Source organism: Lapillicoccus sp. (assembly GCF_036559105.1).
Classification (GTDB): Bacteria; Actinomycetota; Actinomycetes; order Actinomycetales; family Dermatophilaceae; genus Lapillicoccus.
Map to the genome: position 1 here is coordinate 60,597 of NZ_DATBTV010000014.1, position 16,605 is coordinate 77,201.

The 16,605-nt window shown below is 71.0% G+C and carries 15 protein-coding genes and 1 pseudogene; 10 read left to right on the forward strand and 6 right to left on the reverse strand.

The features are described 5' to 3' along the window. Nucleotides 1–31: 31 nt before the first annotated feature. The 7 genes from VIG79_RS01485 (at nucleotide 32) to VIG79_RS01515 (ending at nucleotide 7,893) form a co-directional block, all read left to right on the forward strand. A complete protein-coding gene (locus VIG79_RS01485; RefSeq protein ID WP_331881197.1) occupies nucleotides 32–1,216 on the forward strand; it encodes a sensor histidine kinase in 1,185 nt (394 codons plus the stop codon). 31 nt (nucleotides 1,217–1,247) lie between these two features. After that, nucleotides 1,248–2,003: a LytTR family DNA-binding domain-containing protein gene (locus VIG79_RS01490; protein ID WP_331881200.1), complete on the forward strand. Its 756-nt coding sequence runs from the start codon at nucleotides 1,248–1,250 to the stop codon at nucleotides 2,001–2,003. After that, nucleotides 2,000–2,392 carry a hypothetical protein gene (locus VIG79_RS01495; RefSeq protein ID WP_331881203.1) on the forward strand — a complete coding sequence of 131 codons (393 nt, stop codon included), beginning with the start codon at nucleotides 2,000–2,002 and terminating at the stop codon, nucleotides 2,390–2,392. The genes VIG79_RS01490 and VIG79_RS01495 overlap by 4 nt, the downstream gene beginning before the upstream one ends. Beyond that, entirely contained in the window at nucleotides 2,389–3,945 is a 1,557-nt protein-coding gene (locus VIG79_RS01500) for a cation acetate symporter (RefSeq protein WP_331881206.1), read from the forward strand. Before VIG79_RS01495 ends, VIG79_RS01500 begins: the two co-directional genes overlap by 4 nt. Before the next feature lie 182 nt (nucleotides 3,946–4,127). Beyond that, complete coding sequence (locus tag VIG79_RS01505) at nucleotides 4,128–4,481, forward strand: DUF485 domain-containing protein (protein ID WP_331881208.1); 354 nt, start codon at nucleotides 4,128–4,130, stop codon at nucleotides 4,479–4,481. Then, nucleotides 4,478–6,124: a cation acetate symporter gene (locus tag VIG79_RS01510; RefSeq protein ID WP_331881211.1), complete on the forward strand. Its 1,647-nt coding sequence runs from the start codon at nucleotides 4,478–4,480 to the stop codon at nucleotides 6,122–6,124. The genes VIG79_RS01505 and VIG79_RS01510 overlap by 4 nt, the downstream gene beginning before the upstream one ends. Nucleotides 6,125–6,381: 257 nt before the next feature. Beyond that, a complete protein-coding gene (locus VIG79_RS01515) occupies nucleotides 6,382–7,893 on the forward strand; it encodes a S8 family peptidase (protein ID WP_331881213.1) in 1,512 nt (503 codons plus the stop codon). A gap of 75 nt (nucleotides 7,894–7,968) precedes the next feature. Here the strand turns inward: VIG79_RS01515 and VIG79_RS01520 are convergent, their stop codons facing one another. From VIG79_RS01520 to VIG79_RS01535, 4 genes are all read right to left on the reverse strand, one after another. Then, on the reverse strand, nucleotides 7,969–8,268 hold the full coding sequence (locus VIG79_RS01520) for a DUF3349 domain-containing protein (RefSeq protein WP_331881216.1): 300 nt from the start codon (nucleotides 8,266–8,268) through the stop codon (nucleotides 7,969–7,971). Nucleotides 8,269–8,279: 11 nt separating this feature from the next. After that, nucleotides 8,280–8,576: a hypothetical protein gene (locus VIG79_RS01525; protein ID WP_331881219.1), complete on the reverse strand. Its 297-nt coding sequence runs from the start codon at nucleotides 8,574–8,576 to the stop codon at nucleotides 8,280–8,282. After that, nucleotides 8,573–9,787 (reverse strand): inorganic phosphate transporter, encoded by a 1,215-nt coding sequence (locus tag VIG79_RS01530; protein WP_331881222.1) that lies wholly within the window; start codon nucleotides 9,785–9,787, stop codon nucleotides 8,573–8,575. The genes VIG79_RS01525 and VIG79_RS01530 overlap by 4 nt, the downstream gene beginning before the upstream one ends. 64 nt (nucleotides 9,788–9,851) lie before the next feature. Further along, on the reverse strand, nucleotides 9,852–10,505 hold the full coding sequence (locus VIG79_RS01535) for a lysophospholipid acyltransferase family protein (RefSeq protein ID WP_331881224.1): 654 nt from the start codon (nucleotides 10,503–10,505) through the stop codon (nucleotides 9,852–9,854). Between the two features lie 182 nt (nucleotides 10,506–10,687). On the opposite strand from VIG79_RS01535, the gene acs reads away from it, so the two are divergent. The 3 genes and pseudogenes from acs to VIG79_RS01550 form a co-directional block, all read left to right on the forward strand. After that, the gene (acs, locus tag VIG79_RS01540) at nucleotides 10,688–12,682 is read left to right on the forward strand and encodes an acetate--CoA ligase (protein ID WP_331881227.1); all 1,995 of its coding nucleotides are present in this window, start codon (nucleotides 10,688–10,690) and stop codon (nucleotides 12,680–12,682) included. 42 nt (nucleotides 12,683–12,724) lie between these two features. Beyond that, nucleotides 12,725–12,961 (forward strand): FitA-like ribbon-helix-helix domain-containing protein, encoded by a 237-nt coding sequence (locus tag VIG79_RS01545; protein ID WP_331881230.1) that lies wholly within the window; start codon nucleotides 12,725–12,727, stop codon nucleotides 12,959–12,961. Continuing rightward, nucleotides 12,961–13,299 (forward strand): annotated as a pseudogene (locus tag VIG79_RS01550) (type II toxin-antitoxin system VapC family toxin); the annotation flags it as partial. The gene VIG79_RS01545 and the pseudogene VIG79_RS01550, both read left to right, overlap by 1 nt. A 69-nt stretch (nucleotides 13,300–13,368) precedes the next feature. Here the strand turns inward: VIG79_RS01550 and VIG79_RS01555 are convergent. Beyond that, nucleotides 13,369–15,354, reverse strand: a complete 1,986-nt coding sequence (locus VIG79_RS01555) for an FUSC family protein (protein ID WP_331881233.1) — start codon at nucleotides 15,352–15,354, stop codon at nucleotides 13,369–13,371. A 215-nt stretch (nucleotides 15,355–15,569) separates the two neighbouring features. After that, entirely contained in the window at nucleotides 15,570–16,574 is a 1,005-nt protein-coding gene (locus tag VIG79_RS01560) for a pirin family protein (RefSeq protein WP_331881236.1), read from the reverse strand. Between the last annotated feature and the right edge of the window lie 31 nt (nucleotides 16,575–16,605).

Consider the following 16,605-nt stretch of genomic DNA (forward strand, 5'->3'; position numbering starts at 1 on the left):
GGCACGCCCCCGCCCCGCCTACGCTGCCCACGTGGACCGGAACCATGTCGCGGCGTTCCTCGCCGGGCTGGTCCTGACCGCCGCTGTCGTCGGGCTGGTCTGGCTCCTGCGCCGGCGCCGGTTCGTCAGCCAGGTCGACCGGGCGACGTACGAGACGCTGCACCGCGCGGCCCTCGCCACCCGGTTCCTGCGCGACGGCCTCACGCCCGAGGGGGCCCAGAAGGCCACCCGACAGCTGCGGTCGATGCTCGGCAGCCGGGCCGTGGCGCTCACCGACCCGCACGCCGTCCTTGCCTGGGACGGCGTCGGCGCACACCACCGCGCGGCGGTCCACGAACACGCGCAGCCGGTCCTGGCGTCCGGGCGCACCGTGGTGCTCGACGAGCGCAACGTCACGTGCGACGACCCCGACTGCCCCATCCGCTCCGGGGTCCTGGCCCCGATCGTTGCGGACGAGCAGGTCGTCGCCGCGCTCGCTGCATACGGGCCGGCCGTCTCGACCGGGCTGGTCCGGGCGACCGAGGAGCTGGCCCGCTGGATCTCCACGCAGGTCGAGCTGGCCGAGCTCGAGCGCCAGCGCACCCGGCTCATGGAGGCCGAGCTGCGGGCCCTGCGGGCGCAGATCTCCCCGCACTTCATCTACAACTGCCTCGGCGCCATCGCGTCGTTCACCCGCACCGACCCCGACCGAGCCCGCGAGCTGCTGCTCGAGTTCGCCGACTTCACCCGGTATGCGTTCCGTCGAGGTGGCGCGTACACCACCCTGCGCGACGAGCTCCGCAACATCGAGCGCTACCTCGTCCTCGAGAAGGCCCGGTTCGGCGACCGGCTCGTCGTCTCCCTGACTATCGCGCCCGAGGTGCTCCCCGTCGCCGTGCCCTTCCTCGCGGTGCAACCGTTGGTGGAGAACGCGGTTCGCCACGGGCTGGAACGCAAGACCGGCGTCGGGCACGTCACCATCACCGCCGCAGACCACGGGGCCGAGGCCGAGATCTCCATCGAGGACGACGGGGTCGGTGGCGACCCCGAGACGATCCGCGCCGTCCTCGCCGGTGAGAGCGAGGCGGACAGCCTCGGCCTCGGCAACGTCGACGCGCGGCTGCGCCAGGCGTTCGGCGACCGACACGGGCTCGTCGTCGAGACCGCGCCGGGCGCGGGGACCAAGGTGACCTTCCGGGTGCCGAAGTACGCACCGGGCGTCCGCGCCGAACCCTGACCCGCGCTGGTCACGACCTATCCTCAGCGGTATGCCAGCGACGACGCCGTCCGCCGACGCGCCGCTACGCGCGCTGGTGGTCGACGACGAGGCGCCGACCCTCGCCGAGCTGACGTTCCTCCTCGAGCGGGACCCGCGCATCGGCGAGCTGCACACCGCGTCCTCCGGGACCGAGGCCCTGCGCGCCCTGGAGGAACACCCGGTCGAGGTCGTCTTCTGCGACATCTCCATGCCCGGCCTCGACGGGCTCGACCTGGCCAAGGTGCTCGCCCGGTTCGCCGACCGCCCGCAGGTCGTCTTCGTCACCGCCTACGAGGAGCACGCGGTCGACGCGTTCGAGCTCCAGGCCACCGACTACGTGATGAAGCCGATCCGCGCCGAACGCCTTGGCGAGGCGGTCCGCCGCGTGGTCGCCAAACGCTCCGACGCCTCCCCCTCGACGACGCCTCCCGAGGACGAGACGATCCCCGTCGAGCTCGGTGGGGTGACGCGGTTCATCCACCGCAGCCAGATCCTGTACGCGAGTGCCCAAGGGGACTACGCGCGGATGCACACCGCGAACGGCTCACACCTCGTCCGCGTCTCGCTCAACGCCCTCGAGGAGCGCTGGGGGGAAAGGGGATTCGTCCGGATCCACCGCTCCACGCTGGTGTCGCTCGCGCACGTGACCGAGGTGTCCAGCGACTCGGGGCGGGCCGTCGTGCGGGTCGGTGACGTCGAGCTCCAGGTCAGCCGCCGGCATACCCGGGACCTGCGCGAACGTCTCCTGCGACCTGCGGTCCGGTGAGCACCCCCCACCCCACCGGGCCGCCGCCACGGCGAGTGCGGATCACGTCGCCCCGGCGCGAGGCCCGTCGTCCGGGCGTACGCCGTCCTCCGGCGCAGGAGCTCGAGGAGCAGACCGGGCTCGGCGAGGTGTACCTGTCAGCGCTGCTGAAGGCCCAGCTGCGGCTGTCGCTCGCGATCCTGCTCGGCATCGCCGTGGTCGTCCTCGGGCTGCCGACGCTCTTCGTCCTCGTGCCCGCCACCCGTGACATCCACGTCGGCCCGGTTCCCTTGCCCTGGTTGGCCGTCGGGGTTCTCATCTACCCCATCGTCTTCGTCGCCGCCCGGATCTACGTCTACCAGGCGGAGCGGATCGAGCGCGAGTTCTCCGACCTCATGGGGCAGCGGTGAGCATCGCCCACGCCGGCGTGCTCGCCATCGCCATCGTCTGCGGCGTCACCCTCGTGGCGGGTGCCCTCGGGCTCAAGCTGTCCCGGACCACGAGTGACTTCTACGTCGCCGGACGCAGCGTCAGCGCCGGCTGGAACGCCTCGGCGATCGGGGGCGAGTACCTCTCCGCCGCGTCGTTCCTCGGCATCGCCGGCCTGGTCTACGCGCTCGGCGCCGACATGCTCTGGTTCCCCGTCGGCTACACCGTCGGCTACGTGGTGCTCCTGGTCCTCGTCGCCGCCCCGCTCCGGCGCTCCGGCGCCTACACGCTCCCCGACTTCGCCGAGGCCCGCCTCGAGTCGCGACGGGTGCGAGCGCTGGCGTCGCTGCTCGTCATCGGTATCGGCTGGCTCTACCTGCTGCCGCAGTTCCAGGGGGCCGGGCTCGCGCTGAGCACCGTCACCGGCGCGCCCCCCGCACTCGGCAGCCTCATCGTGGCCGTGGTCGTGCTGGCCAACGTGACGGCGGGCGGGATGCGGTCGATCACCCTCGTCCAGGCCATGCAGTACTGGCTGAAGCTCACCGCGATCTCGATCCCGGCGTTCGTCCTGCTCGCCATGTGGTGGCAGAGCGGAGCGGCCACCCCGGACGTCACCGCGGACGGAGCCGACTGGGCGCAGGCGCTCAGCGGCTTCGGCGGCCGCGAGCACCCCGTCTACGCCACCTACTCGACGATCCTTGCCCTCTGCTTCGGCACCATGGGGCTGCCACACGTGCTGGTCCGCTTCTACACCAACCCCGACGGCCGCGCGGCCCGTCGCACCACCCTCGTCGTGGTCGGTCTGCTCGCGCTCTTCTACCTGTTCACACCGGTCTACGGCGTGCTCGGTCGCGTCTACCTCCCGACCCTGCCCGACGGCGCCCGGGCGGACTCGGTCACGTTGCTGTTGCCCTCGGTCATCGCTCCGGGTCTCCTGGGCACCGTCCTGTCCGCGGTGCTGGCCGGCGGGGCGTTCGCCGCGTTCCTCTCGACCGCCTCCGGTCTCACCATCTCGGTTGCCGGCGTCATCGACCAGGACTTCCTGGCCCGCACCATCGGCCGCCGCGCCGGCGGCGACGTTCCCCGCATCCGTACCTTCCGCCTCGCCGCCGTCGTAGCGGTCGTCGTCCCGTACGCCGCGAGCTGGCTGGCGGTCAACACCAGCCTTGCCGACACGGTCGGGCTGGCCTTCGCGGTGGCGGCGTCGACGTTCTGCCCGCTCCTGGTCCTCGGCGTCTGGTGGCGGCACCTCTCGGTGGCCGGGGCCACGGCGGGACTCGTGACCGGTGGCGTGCTCGCCCTCACGGCGACGACGATCACCGTCCTCGGTGGGCCGGGCTCGGTCGGCGGTGGCTGGCTCGGTGCGCTCCTCGCGCAGCCTGCCGCGTGGACCGTCCCCACGGCGTTCCTCGTCGCCGTCCTCGTCTCGTATGCGACGCCGGGCTCGGTGCCGGTCGGCACCTCGCGGGCCATGGTCCGGCTGCACGCCCCTGAGGACCTACGAACCGCGGAGCCGCCGAGGCGGACCGACTGACCCCATCGCGACCGTTCGGCGCTCGCGGGCCGCCGTTCGGCGCGCCGACCGGCTCCGCTGGGCGACCGCTCTCCCCACCCGGCGCGCGTCGTCTGGCGCCTGCTCAGCGCAGGGTCGACGCTGGCCCGAGCCACGGGTGGCGCCCCGCGCCCGTGTGCCTGCCCCACACCGGAGGTGTCCCCGTGAGCAACGATGCTCTCGACCGCGAGGTCGACACATCGGACAGCGGATTCCGCTATGCGGAGGTCCAGCAGTCCACCGAGTTCCAGGACCTGCGCCGCAGGTTCCGACGGTTCGTCTTCCCGATGACCGCGCTGTTCCTCGCGTGGTACTTCCTCTACGTCCTGATGTCGTCTTTCGCCGTCGACTTCATGTCGACCAAGGTGTTCGGCGAGATCAACATCGGCCTGATCTTCGGCCTGCTCCAGTTCGTCTCGACGTTCGCCATCACGATCGCCTACGTCCGCTGGGCGGACCGCCATTTCGACCCCGCCGCCGAGGCGCTACGTGAGCGCGTGGAAGGGAGCGCCTCGTGAGCGCCGCCACCCCGGCCCTGCTGCCCGCGGCCACCAACGTCGGGAGCCCTGGCCTCAACATCGCGATTTTCGCGCTGTTCGTCATCATCACCCTGGCCATCGTCATCCGAGCCTCCCGCAACAACCGGACAGCGGCCGACTACTACGCGGGGGGCCGGGCGTTCACCGGTCGCCAGAACGGCATCGCCATCTCGGGTGACTACCTCTCGGCCGCCTCGTTCCTCGGCATCGCGGGGGCGATCGCCATCAACGGGTACGACGGGTTCCTCTACTCGATCGGGTTCCTCGTCGCCTGGCTCGTGGCGCTGCTGCTCGTCGCCGAGCTGCTCCGCAACACCGGCCGGTTCACCATGGCCGACGTCCTGTCCTTCCGGCTCCGGCAGCGTCCGGTCCGGGTGGCCGCGGCGATCTCGACCCTCGTCGTGAGCTTCTTCTACCTGCTGGCGCAGATGGCCGGTGCCGGCGGCCTGGTGGCTCTGCTGCTCGGGATCGATGGGCGGGTCGGTCAGAGCGTGGTCATCGCCGTCGTCGGCGTCATCATGGTCGGCTACGTCCTCATCGGCGGGATGAAGGGCACTACCTGGGTCCAGATCGTCAAAGCGACCCTGCTCATCATCGGTGCGTTCGTCATGACCGTCTGGGTGCTCGCGCTCAACGGCTTCAGCCTCTCGACGCTGCTCGGGTCGGCCGTCGCCGCGTCGCCCAAGGGCGAAGCCATCCTCGGCCCGGGCCTGCAGTACGGCGCCACGACGACCAGCAAGATCGACTTCATCTCGCTCGGCCTGGCCCTCGTCCTGGGGACCGCCGGTCTTCCGCACGTCCTCATGCGCTTCTACACGGTCCCGTCGTCGAAGCAGGCCCGGAAGTCGGTCGAGTGGGCCATCTGGCTGATCGGCATCTTCTACCTCTTCACGCTGGTGCTGGGCTACGGCGCGGCCGCCCTCGTCGGCCCGGCCAAGATCGCCGCAGCCCCTGGCGGCGCGAACTCGGCAGCGCCACTCCTGGCGTACGAGCTCGGCGGCACGGTGCTCCTGGGCATCATCGCCGCGGTCGCCTTCGCCACGATCCTCGCCGTCGTGGCGGGCCTGACCATCACGGCCAGCGCCAGCTACGCGCACGACATCTACGGCCAGGTCATCAAGCGGGGCGAGGGTGGCGCCGACGCCGAGGTCCGCGTCGCCCGGATCGCGGCCGTCGTCATCGGCATCGTCGCGATCATCGGTGGGATCTTCGCCAACGGGCAGAACATCGCGTTCCTCGTGGCCCTGGCCTTCGCCATCGCCGCGAGCGCCAACCTGCCGACGATCCTCTACTCGCTGTTCTGGAAGCGGTTCAACACCCGCGGTGCGCTGTGGAGCATCTACGGCGGTCTCACCAGCGCCATCGTGCTGATCCTCTTCAGCCCGACGGTGTCGGGTGGCAAGGTGACGGCCGGCAAGGCGGCGTCGATGATCACCGACCCGTCGATCGACTTCCACTGGTTCCCGCTGGCCAACCCGGGCCTCATCTCCATCCCGCTGGGGTTCTTCCTCGGCTGGCTCGGCACGGTCACCTCGAAGGAGCACAACGAGGCGAAGTACGTCGAGATGGAGGTCCGCGCGCTCACCGGTGCCGGCGCCGAGAAGGAGGTCCTGCGCCACTAGCTGTTTCGCGGCATGAGGAATGACGCCTCGGACCTACCGGTCCGGGGCGTCACCCATGTCGTCGGCAATCGGGCGCAAACACGCCGGTTTCGCCCGTGCCAACCGTGAGTTGACTCAGGTTTTACTCAGACAAGGGGTGATTTCCTGAGAAGTTGCCGACAGGGTAGGCGGTACCCCGATTGCCCCACCACGGTGGTGGGGCCCCCGAAGGAGTACATCCACCCATGTCACCACGCCTATCCCGGCGCCGCACAGCCTTGGCTGTCGCCACCGCCGCCATCCTCGGCACCGCGCTGTTCTCGGGAACCGCTACCGCGGCGACCAGCGCGGAGCCGGTCTCTACGCCCGTGCCGATCGTCACCCCTGACGGCATGCTCATGAGCTACATCCTCAACGCGAAGAACGCGAACCCCGGACAGACCCGACTGCTGGAGAAGGCGGTCCAGAAGGCCGGGGGAACCGTCGTCCAGTCGTGGGCCGAGATCGGCGTCGTCGTCGCCCACTCGGACAGCGGAGCCTTCCGTCGCGACGTCGCGTCGGCCGCCGGCAACGCCCTCGAGTCGGTCGGCGCCAGCCGCACCGTGTCCGTGTCAGAGGGCACCCCTGACGGTCTCGCCGCGCCGTGGGGGCCCGGTGCGTCCGACTACAAGAAGGGGGCGAAGAAGGCCGTCAACGGCGACGTCGTCGGCGAGGCGGCGCCGGCCGTCGCGACCGACCCGCGCGAGACCGAGCAGTGGGACATGAAGATGATCAAGGCCGACCAGGCCCACAAGATCACCGACGGCTCCCGCAACGTCCTCGTCGGCGTGCTCGACAGCGGCATCGACCCAACCCATCCCGACCTTGCCGCCAACATCGACGCGGCCGACTCGGTGAACTGCACCGACGCGGGTCGCCCTGACCTCTCCCCGACGGGCTGGGCCGATAGCAAGGCGCCCGGCGGCTACCACGGCACCCACGTGGCCGGCACCATCGCCGCCGCCCGCAACAACGTCGGCATCGTCGGCGTCGCTCCGAATGTGCGCCTCGCGTCCGTCAAGGTGGTCAACGACGACGGGTTCATCTACCCGGAGTACGCGGTCTGCGGCTTCGTCTGGGCCGGCATGAAGCACATGGACGTGACCAACAACAGCTACTACGTGGACCCGTTCGAGTTCTACTGCGAGGACCAGCCCGACCAGCTCGCGGCCAAGGAGGCCGTGCGTCGCGCGGTGGCGTGGTCGACCGAGCAGGGCGTCGTGCACGCCGCGGCGGCCGGCAACTCGGCCCACGACCTGGCCGACAAGTCGTCGTTCCAGGACACCGGCAGTCCCGACGACGGCACTCCGGTGACCCGGACCCTCAACAGCGGATGCAACGACATCCCGGCTGAGCTTCCCGGCGTGGCCACCGTGTCCTCGGTGCAGCGGTTCCCGGCCGGCACGCTGGACTTCCGGCTGTCGAGCTTCTCCAACCGCGGCCTGGGAGTCGTCGATGTTGCGGCTCCGGGGTCGTCGATCCTGTCGACGCTCCCGCGCACGACGGCCGCCTCCGGGTACGGGCTCCTCAGCGGCACCTCGATGGCGTCGCCGCACGTGGCCGGGGTACTCGCCCTGATGAAGTCGGCCCACCCGACGTGGACGCCGGCCCAGATGGTCGCGAAGCTGCGCATGCAGGCTGACGACAAGGCGTGCAACACCACGCCCGGCGTCCCGGTCTGCACCGGCCCGGCAACCAACAACAGCTACTTCGGTGAGGGCCTCGTCGACGCCCTCGACGCCGTGAGCTGACTGCGAGACCCTCGATAGACCGGTATGCCCGGTGCCCACGCAGGGGCACCGGGCATACCGCTGTCCCGTCCGGCCTCAGGAGGCTTCAAGCGGCCAGTCGTGGTAGCGGTTGAGGTGCTCCTCGACTCGGGCGATCTCCTCCGGGCTGGGCAGCGCGTCGGTGAGCCGGGTGATGGAGACCCCGATGTCGCTGGTGGTCTCGCCCGGTTCGTAGCCCAGGGCCACGATCTCGTCGCCGATCTCCCTGATCTCGTCGTCACTCAGCCGGCGACGGAGCAGCGCCACGAGGGGGATGTAGTCCTTCGGGGGGACGCCCGCGGGATAGCCCTCGAGCAGCCAGTCCATGACGCCACGAAGGCGCGCGTTCAGAGCCACGGAACCCGTCCTCACTTGCCGACGATGGTCGGGTAGATGTGGTCGAAGGACACGGCCTTGCCGAAGCCCGAGGCCACGATGATGGTGATCCCGAGGGCGACGCCGAGCAGGACCACGAGGATGCACAGGGCGAACAGGAGGTTGCCGATCGGGTGCCGTTCCGTGTCCTGCCCGCCGGTACCGCCGCCGGCCGCGTGGGCCCGCGCTCGGACACCGAGGGCGAAGATCACCGGCAGACCGGCGCCCAGGACGAGGCTGGCGACGAGCACCTTCCAGGCGCCGTCCGCGGCGAGGGCGAGGTTGTTCATGAGACACGCTCCAGCTTCTTGCTCTCGGGCATCGCTTCCCACTCGTCGTTGACGTTGGCGGCGGTAATCGGCTGACGCCGCGAGCGCACCCACATGTACCCGGTCAGCGCGATAAGGATGAGGACGACGACGAGCGGTCCGAGCGCTCCACCGAGCGCGTTGCCGACGTACCACATCACCGCGCCGACGAGCCCGGCAGCAGGAAGGGTGAGGAGCCAGGCGGCGACCATCCGGCGGGCGATGCCCCACCGGACGGTGGCGCCTGGCCGCCCTACACCGGAGCCGAGGATCGACCCGGTGGCCACTTGGGTGGTCGACAGGGCGAAGCCGAGGTGGCTCGACGTGAGGATGACGGCGGCGGACGCGCTCTCGGCCGCCATGCCCTGCGGCGGGGAGATCTCGACCAGGCCCTTGCCGAGCGTACGGATCACCCGCCAGCCACCGGCATAGGTGCCGGCGGCGATGGCGATGGCGCAGGAGAACTTCACCCAGGTCGGGACGGCCGTCGTGTCGGTCCACTGGCCGGCCGCGATGAGAGCGAGGGTGATGACGCCCATCGTCTTCTGGGCGTCGTTGGTGCCGTGGGCCAGCGAGACGAGCGACGCGCTGCCGATCTGGCCCCACCGGAAACCCTGGTTGGTGAACTGCTCGGCGACGTTCGCCACCACCCGGAAGATCAGCCACGTCCCCAGGGCGGCCACGACTCCGGCGATGACCGGCGAGGCCACCGCCGGGAGGATCACCTTGCCGATGACCCCGTCCAGCTTGGTGCCGTCACCGGTCCACTTCACACCGCTCATGCCGAGCGCCGCGATGGCCGAGCCGATGAGCCCGCCGAACAGGGCGTGCGAGGACGACGACGGCAGGCCGAGCAGCCACGTCAGGACATTCCAGACGATCCCGCCGACGAGGCCGGCCAGGATGATGAGGAGCAGCGCGTAGCCGCCGTCGGCGAGGAGGGCGGCCTGGGGGGCGCCCTTGCCGTCCTGGATGTTGATGACGGCGTTGGTGACCGTCAGCGCGACCTCGACGGACAGGAACGCGCCCACGAGGTTGAGGACGGCCGCGAGACCGACCGCGACCTTAGGACGAAGGGCGCCCGTCGCGATGGACGTGGCCATCGCGTTGCCCGTGTCGTGGAAGCCGTTCGTGAAGTCGAACGCCAGGGCCACCACCACCACCAGGACGAGCACCAGAGTTGCTGTGGTCATGAGGCCGAGTCTGGAGCCGTGGAACGAGCACGGACAGGGACGGGCGGCGGAGTTCAGCCACTGTTCATCTGGTCAGCAACGGCTGTCGATCGCGGGCCGCCTCCCGGTCCCTCAGCAGGTCACCGATCCGGGCCCGGAGCACGTCGGTAACGACCGCGGGGTCGGCGTGCGGGCCGGGTCGCAGCGGCTCGCCGACGACGACGGTCACGGCCACGCCCCAGCGCAGACGGAACCACCGGCCACGCACGGCCAGGACGTCCTGGCCGCCCCAGACCACGACGGGCACCAGTGGCACCTGGTCCCAGACGGCGACGGCCGCTGCCCCTCGTCGGAACGGACGCAGCGACTCGTTCCGGGAGAACGTCGCCTCGGGGAAGATCCCGACCACCTCACCCGCCTCGGCGGCCCGGACCGCCTGACGCAGAGCCGCCGTCCCGTGGGCGCGGTCGACGCTGACGTGCCGCATCCGGCGCATCGCCCAGCCGAGGAGCGGCGGCCGGAAGACGCTCTCCTTGGCCAGGAACCGGACCAAGCGCCCCCGCTCCACCCCGACCAGGCCGACGAGGAGGAAGTCCAGGAAGCTGACGTGGTTGCTGGCGAGGACCGCACCGCCGGTCGTGGGCAGGTGCTCCTCGCCGCGCAGCTCGATGCGCAGCCCAAGACCGCGGAAGACCGCGCGCGACGTCGCGATCACGCAGCGGTAGACCACGTCACCCATGTCCTGGAGTTCGACGCCGTTCGCCTCACGGATCGGCCGCCCGCCCGGTCGGTGAGGCCACTCACTTGCCCGCGCCGACCGCATACCCGTTGAGTAGGTTGGCAGTGAGAGCGTGTGCGCGCCACCATCAGCCCCACGCGCATACCAGCGTCAGCCCCAGCACCGTCGCAGGAGGATGCCCAGTGTCGAACGAGACGTCCCACCAGACCCTCGAGAACCTCGGACACGAGGACCGCTCGTTCCCCCCGGAGGCGGAGTTCACCACCCAGGCCAACGGCACCGAGGACCTCTACGCCCAGGCCGAGGAGGACTACGAGGCGTTCTGGGCCGACCAGGCGCGCAGCCGGCTGAGCTGGAGCAAGGAGTTCACTGAGGTCCTGGACTGGAGCAAGGCACCGTTCGCCACCTGGTTCGCCGACGGCGAGCTCAACGTCGCCTACAACTGCGTCGACCGCCACGTCGAGGCCGGCAACGGCGACAAGGTGGCGATCCACTTCGTCGGCGAGCCCGACGGAGACACCCGCGACATCACGTATGCGGAGCTCCACCAGCAGGTGCAGAAGGCGGCGAACGCGCTGCAGGACCTCGGTGTCGGCAAGGGCGACACCGTCGCGATCTACCTCCCGATGATCCCCGAGGCCGCGGTGGCGATGCTGGCCTGCGCCCGGATCGGGGCGCCGCACTCCGTGGTCTTCGGCGGGTTCTCGGCCGAGGCGCTCTACACGCGGATCAAGGACGCGAAGTGCAAGCTCGTCATCACCTCCGACGGGGGCTACCGGCGCGGGTCCCCGGCGGCGCTGAAGCCGGCCGTCGACGGGGCCTTGGCCAAGGGCGAGACGACGGTCGAGCACGTGCTCGTCGTCAAGCGGACGGGGCAGGACACCGAGTGGAACGACCGCGACGTCTGGTGGCACGAGGCGCTCGACCAGGCCGCCGACACCCACGAGGCGCAGGGCATGGAGGCGGAGCACCCGCTGTTCATCCTCTACACGTCGGGGACGACCGGGAAGCCGAAAGGCATCTTCCACACCACCGGCGGATACCTCACGCAGGTCGCCTACACGAACTCGGTCGTGCACGACGTCCACCCCGAGACCGACGTCTACTGGTGCACCGCCGACATCGGCTGGGTGACCGGCCACTCGTACATCGTCTACGGACCGATGGCCAACGGCGCGACGCAGGTGATGTACGAGGGAACCCCGGACACCCCGCATCAGGGCCGCTGGTGGGAGATCGTCGAAAAGTACAAGGTCTCCATCCTCTACACCGCGCCGACGGCGATCCGCACATTCATGAAGTGGGGCGAGGCGATCCCGCAGAAGTTCGACCTCTCGTCACTGCGGGTGCTGGGCAGCGTCGGCGAGCCGATCAACCCCGAGGCCTGGATGTGGTACCGGCGCGTCATCGGTGGCGACCAGGCGCCGATCGTCGACACGTGGTGGCAGACCGAGACCGGGGCGATCATGATCAGCCCGCTGCCCGGCGTCACCGCGCTCAAGCCGGGTTCGGCCCAGCGGGCGATCCCCGGGATCTCGGTCGACGTCGTCGACGACGAGGCCAAGTCGGTGCCGGACGGCGGCGGGGGGTACCTCGTCGTCGACAAGCCGTGGCCGTCGATGCTGCGCGGCATCTGGGGCGACCCGGAGCGCTACCAGGAGACGTACTGGTCGCGGTTCGACGGGCTCTACTTCGCCGGCGACGGGGCGAAGAAGGACGACGAGGGCAACATCTGGCTCCTCGGCCGGGTCGACGACGTCATGAACGTGTCGGGTCACCGGCTGTCCACGACGGAGATCGAGTCGGCGCTGGTCTCGCACCCGAAGGTGGCCGAGGCCGCGGTCGTCGGGGCGAACGACGCGACGACGGGACAGGCGGTCTGCGCGTTCGTCATCCTCCGCAGTGAGGCGGTGCAGGAGGCCGACGAGCCGGGCGAGGGTGAGGAGCTGGTCAAAGAGCTGCGCAACCACGTCGCGTCCGAGATCGGTCCGATCGCGAAGCCCCGCCAGATCATGATCGTCAAGGAGCTGCCGAAGACCCGCTCCGGCAAGATCATGCGCCGGCTGCTGCGCGACGTCGCTGAGAACCGCGAGGTGGGCGACGTGACCACCCTCGCCGACTCTTCGGTCATGGACCTCATCAGGGAGGGCCTCAGCACCGGCAAGTCCGAGGACTAGCAGCCTGCTGCTGAAATGCCTGCGTGCTGCTAATACGCATGCATGCCGCGGTCCATCACCATTCGCGACGTTCCCAACGAGGTCGTCGACGAGCTCGCTGCCCGAGCGGCTCGGGAGGGTCGGTCGCTGCAGGAGTATCTCAAGGCGTACTTCGTCGAGATCACGTCGAAACCCGACCTGGCCACCTGGATCGCCCAGGTCGAGGGCGACCAGACGGCCAACCCGGTGAGGGTCAGTACCGATGACATCCTGGCTTGGCGGGACGCCGATCGCCGGTGATGGTCGTCGACGCGTCCGTCGTGAGCGGGTCGCTGCTGCAGCAGGATGACGACGGCACGTGGGCCCGGCTGGTGATGAGAACCACGCCGCTCGTCGCTCTGGATCTCATGCCAGCCGAGGTGGCCAACGTCCTGCGCCACAGCGTCCTCTCGCGAAGCGTCTCCGAGGAGACGGCGGCCCGCGCCCATCGACGACTGTCGGCCCTGCCCGTCCAGCTGGTGCCGTATGAGGCCTTGGCCGTCCGGGTCTGGGCACTGCGCAACAACCTCACGCCTCACGACGCCTGGTACGTAGCCATCGCCGAGAACATGGGCGTTCCCCTGGCCACTCTCGACCGTCGGCTGAGCAGATCGAGCGGACCACGGTGCGACGTCCTCACGCCGAGCCGAACGCACCGAGACGTCCGGTCAGGCTGCGGCCGCCGGGGCCACCGTCGGCGCGGTGTCGCCCTCGAGGCGGGACAGGTCGTCGGCCAGCCACCAGAGCCAGCCCCAGGCCTCGATGGCCCGCAGGGTGGCGTTGGGATGCTGGTCGCGACCTGGTTCGCGCGCCGTCTCGGCGAGTCCGGCGCGGACGGCCGCCCGGTCCGCCTCGCGCAGGGTGGCGCGGCCGCCGGTGGAGACCGCGTCGGTCGGGTTGGTGAGCCGGTAGGCGCAGGAGCGGAGCTCGTCGGCGATCCGGCGCGCGGCGGTCTCGAGATCGGCGCGGACGTCCTCCCACGGCAACGCCCCACGTTGGTCGGCCCAGCGGGCGGCCGCCTCCGCGCCGTTGGCGGCCCGGGCGGTGACGACCTCGACGACGAGCCAGTCGGTGGTGTCGCGGTTGTCGGCCGGCTCGCTGCGGTACTGGGCGTAGGTCGACTCGTAGAGGGCGAGCGCCCGCCGCACGGTGTCCAGCCGGGCCCCTAGGGCATCCGGCGGGCAGGTCGCAACGATCCAGTCGGCGGTGGTGTCCACGCAGTCCGCGGCCGCCGAGAGGCAGCGCGAGCCGGCCCGGCGCAGCTCGGCCTGGCCCCCACGGGGCCACGCGAGAACGCCGACCGCCACGCCGACACCGGCGCCGATGAGCACGTCGATGAGCCGGTCCTTGGCCAGCTCCAGGGTGGGTGGGGCCACCTGGCTGAACAGACACGCCACCACCAGGGTGAACGCCGCCTGCGTCCCGATCGGGCCTACCGTCGCCCCGGCCAGGACGGCGGCGAACAGAGCCAACGGCATCACGACCACGTAGGGAGCGGCGTTCGTCCCGGCCAGGAGGAGCAGCAACCCGGCCAGCCCCACACCGACCAGCGTGCCGATCAGGGCCGGCTTGAGGGCGCCTCGGGTCGCGCGCACCGACGTCCGGGTGAGAGTCAGGGTGGCCAGCAGGACCCACAGGCCGTGGGACAACGCGAACTCGCCGGCGATGAACCGGGCGAGCGCGAGACCGGCGGCGAGCCGCAGCGCGTTCTGGAGCTCCACCGAGCGCACCGTGAGGTTCCGCCGAGCGCGATGCCAGACGAGGGACCACGCCGACCCGTGCGCGTACCAGAACGGGTCGTCGGGTCCGGAGTCCTCGGCGGGCACCGTCGCGCCGAACCCCGACCGGACGGCCAGCACCAGCGCCCGGGCGCCGTTGGCCGCCTGAACCGCCGCCACCAGGGTGGTCGCCCCGCCGAGGGAGCGCACCTCTCGCGCCTCGGCCGAGTCGGGCTCGTCGGCGAGCACCCTGCGCCACAGGTCACGTTCCGTCTCCAGCGCGGCGGTGAGCTCGTCGGTCGACGGTTCCGGCCCGTGCCCCACCAGGGCCGCACGCACGTCGGCGAGCGTCGAGGCGATCGCGGCGACGACCGGGACCGGCAGGCCTTGCGGGTCGTCCTCGACCTCCGAGCGCAGGACCATCAGGCGGTAGGTCGTCGCCCGCAGCGCCCCCGCGGCGTCGGTCAGGCCGCGGTCCATCCGGCTCGGCGCCGACGGCCGCTCGACCAGGGGGACCTCGACCAGCCGCAACCCGGATGACGCCGCCTTGGCCTTCGCGACGAGGCGGTCCAGCTCGGAGCCCGTCACCCGCCCACCGAGCTCGCAGGCGCCGACGATGCCGGCCGCGAGGGCCCGTGTCTTCTCCGTGGCGTCGGCCAACCGCTGGGCGAAGCCGCGCGGTCCCGGGTCCGGCATCAGGAACCGGTCGGTGACGATGAGTAGGGCCATCCCGAGGGTCAGCCCCACCAGCCGCGAGCCGAGCGACGCGGGGTCGAACGGCGGCAGCGACGGCAGGATGAACAGCAGCTGCAGCCCGGTCGAGACCTCGCTGACGCGGACGCCGCAGACCCCGGCGAACGAGACGAGGAACCCGAAGACGAACATCGCGGCGACAGCGACTCCCGTGTTGACCGCGGCGTAGGTCGCGATCGTCACGTCGACGAGTCCGAATGCCAAGCAGGCCAACAGAGTTCGCGTCCGGACGGGCGGCGGGCCAGAGGTCTGGGAGAGGAGCGAGAAGGCCAGAACAGCGAACACCGCGTACAGGGCCATGGTCGGGTCGTCGAGGCCGTACCGGCACCCGTAGAACGCCAGGATCGCCGTGATGGTGACCCGTACCGCGCGCCGCCAGGCGGCCGCGGGGACTCGTTTCAGGGGGAGCTCCTCGCCGAGACCCGACCGCGGGGCTGCAGCCGGACGTTGGGCAGCGGCGGCGCGGCCAGGCGTTCGTCGGTCGGGTAGTGCGCCACCTCACCGAACCGGTCGTCCCCCCCGGCGTTCCACTGCGTTCGCGCTCGGTCGATCTCGTCGTGGCTGCGGGCCACGAAATTCCACCACATGACGATCTCCTCGGCGAACGGTTCGCCGCCGAGCAGCAGGACCCGCGCGTCGGGCGTGAGCCCGAGCTCGAGCGTCGAGCGGTCCACGCCGAGGTACATCGCCTGCCCGTGCGCCACCGAGGTTCCCTCGACGGTCGCCGACCCCGACAGCGGGACGAGGAGGTGCTCGTATGCGGGGTCTAGCGGCAGCCGGCCCGGGCCGTCGCCGCCGTGCGGGGTGAGCTCTGCGCCCACCATCGGGGTGAAGCCCTCCGCTCCCGCGGCCACGCCACCGAGGGCGCCCAGGAAGACCCGCGCCCGCACCCCGTCGGCCTCGAGGAACGGTGCCGGTTCGTGCAGGACGAAGCCCCGGGCCCGATGCCGTTCGCCGTCGGGCAGCGCGACCCACAGCTGCGCGCCGTGGAGCGCACCGTCGGCCGAGCCGGTCGCGGGCGGCACGACGTCCTCGCCGTGGGCGATGCCGTCACCGGCGGTCATGACCGCCGCCCGCCCGGGGACGACCTGAGCGGTCGTGCCCAGCGAGTCGCGGTGGGTCACCTCGCCGGCGACGAGCCACGACACGGTCTGCAGGCCGGTATGCGGGTGCGGTGCCACGTGCATCGCGTCCCCGTCACCGGACCTGACCGCTCGCGGGCCGTAGAGGTCGACGAAGCACCATGCGCCGACCATCCGGCGCTCGCGGTGCGGGAGCAGCCGCAGCACCTCGCTGCGGGGGCTGATCTTCGCGTGGATCGCGTCGTAGACCGTCGTCTCGCGGCCGTGACCCTCCGGGTCGTCCGTGCAGCGGGCATACAGGTCCGCGACGGAATTGCTCATGCAGGTATTCAACCGCCCCGGACCGGGTTGG

Bases quoted from the DNA above. Each gene is read 5' to 3' on its own strand.
- VIG79_RS01530 (WP_331881222.1), bottom strand. From the start codon at position 9,787: ATGACCACAGCAACTCTGGTGCTCGTCCTGGTGGTGGTGGTGGCCCTG.
- VIG79_RS01535 (WP_331881224.1), bottom strand. From the start codon at position 10,505: ATGGGTGACGTGGTCTACCGCTGCGTGATCGCGACGTCGCGCGCGGTC.
- VIG79_RS01560 (WP_331881236.1), bottom strand. From the start codon at position 16,574: ATGAGCAATTCCGTCGCGGACCTGTATGCCCGCTGCACGGACGACCCG.
- VIG79_RS01545 (WP_331881230.1), top strand. From the start codon at position 12,725: ATGCCGCGGTCCATCACCATTCGCGACGTTCCCAACGAGGTCGTCGAC.
- VIG79_RS01525 (WP_331881219.1), bottom strand. From the start codon at position 8,576: ATGAACAACCTCGCCCTCGCCGCGGACGGCGCCTGGAAGGTGCTCGTC.
- VIG79_RS01490 (WP_331881200.1), top strand. From the start codon at position 1,248: ATGCCAGCGACGACGCCGTCCGCCGACGCGCCGCTACGCGCGCTGGTG.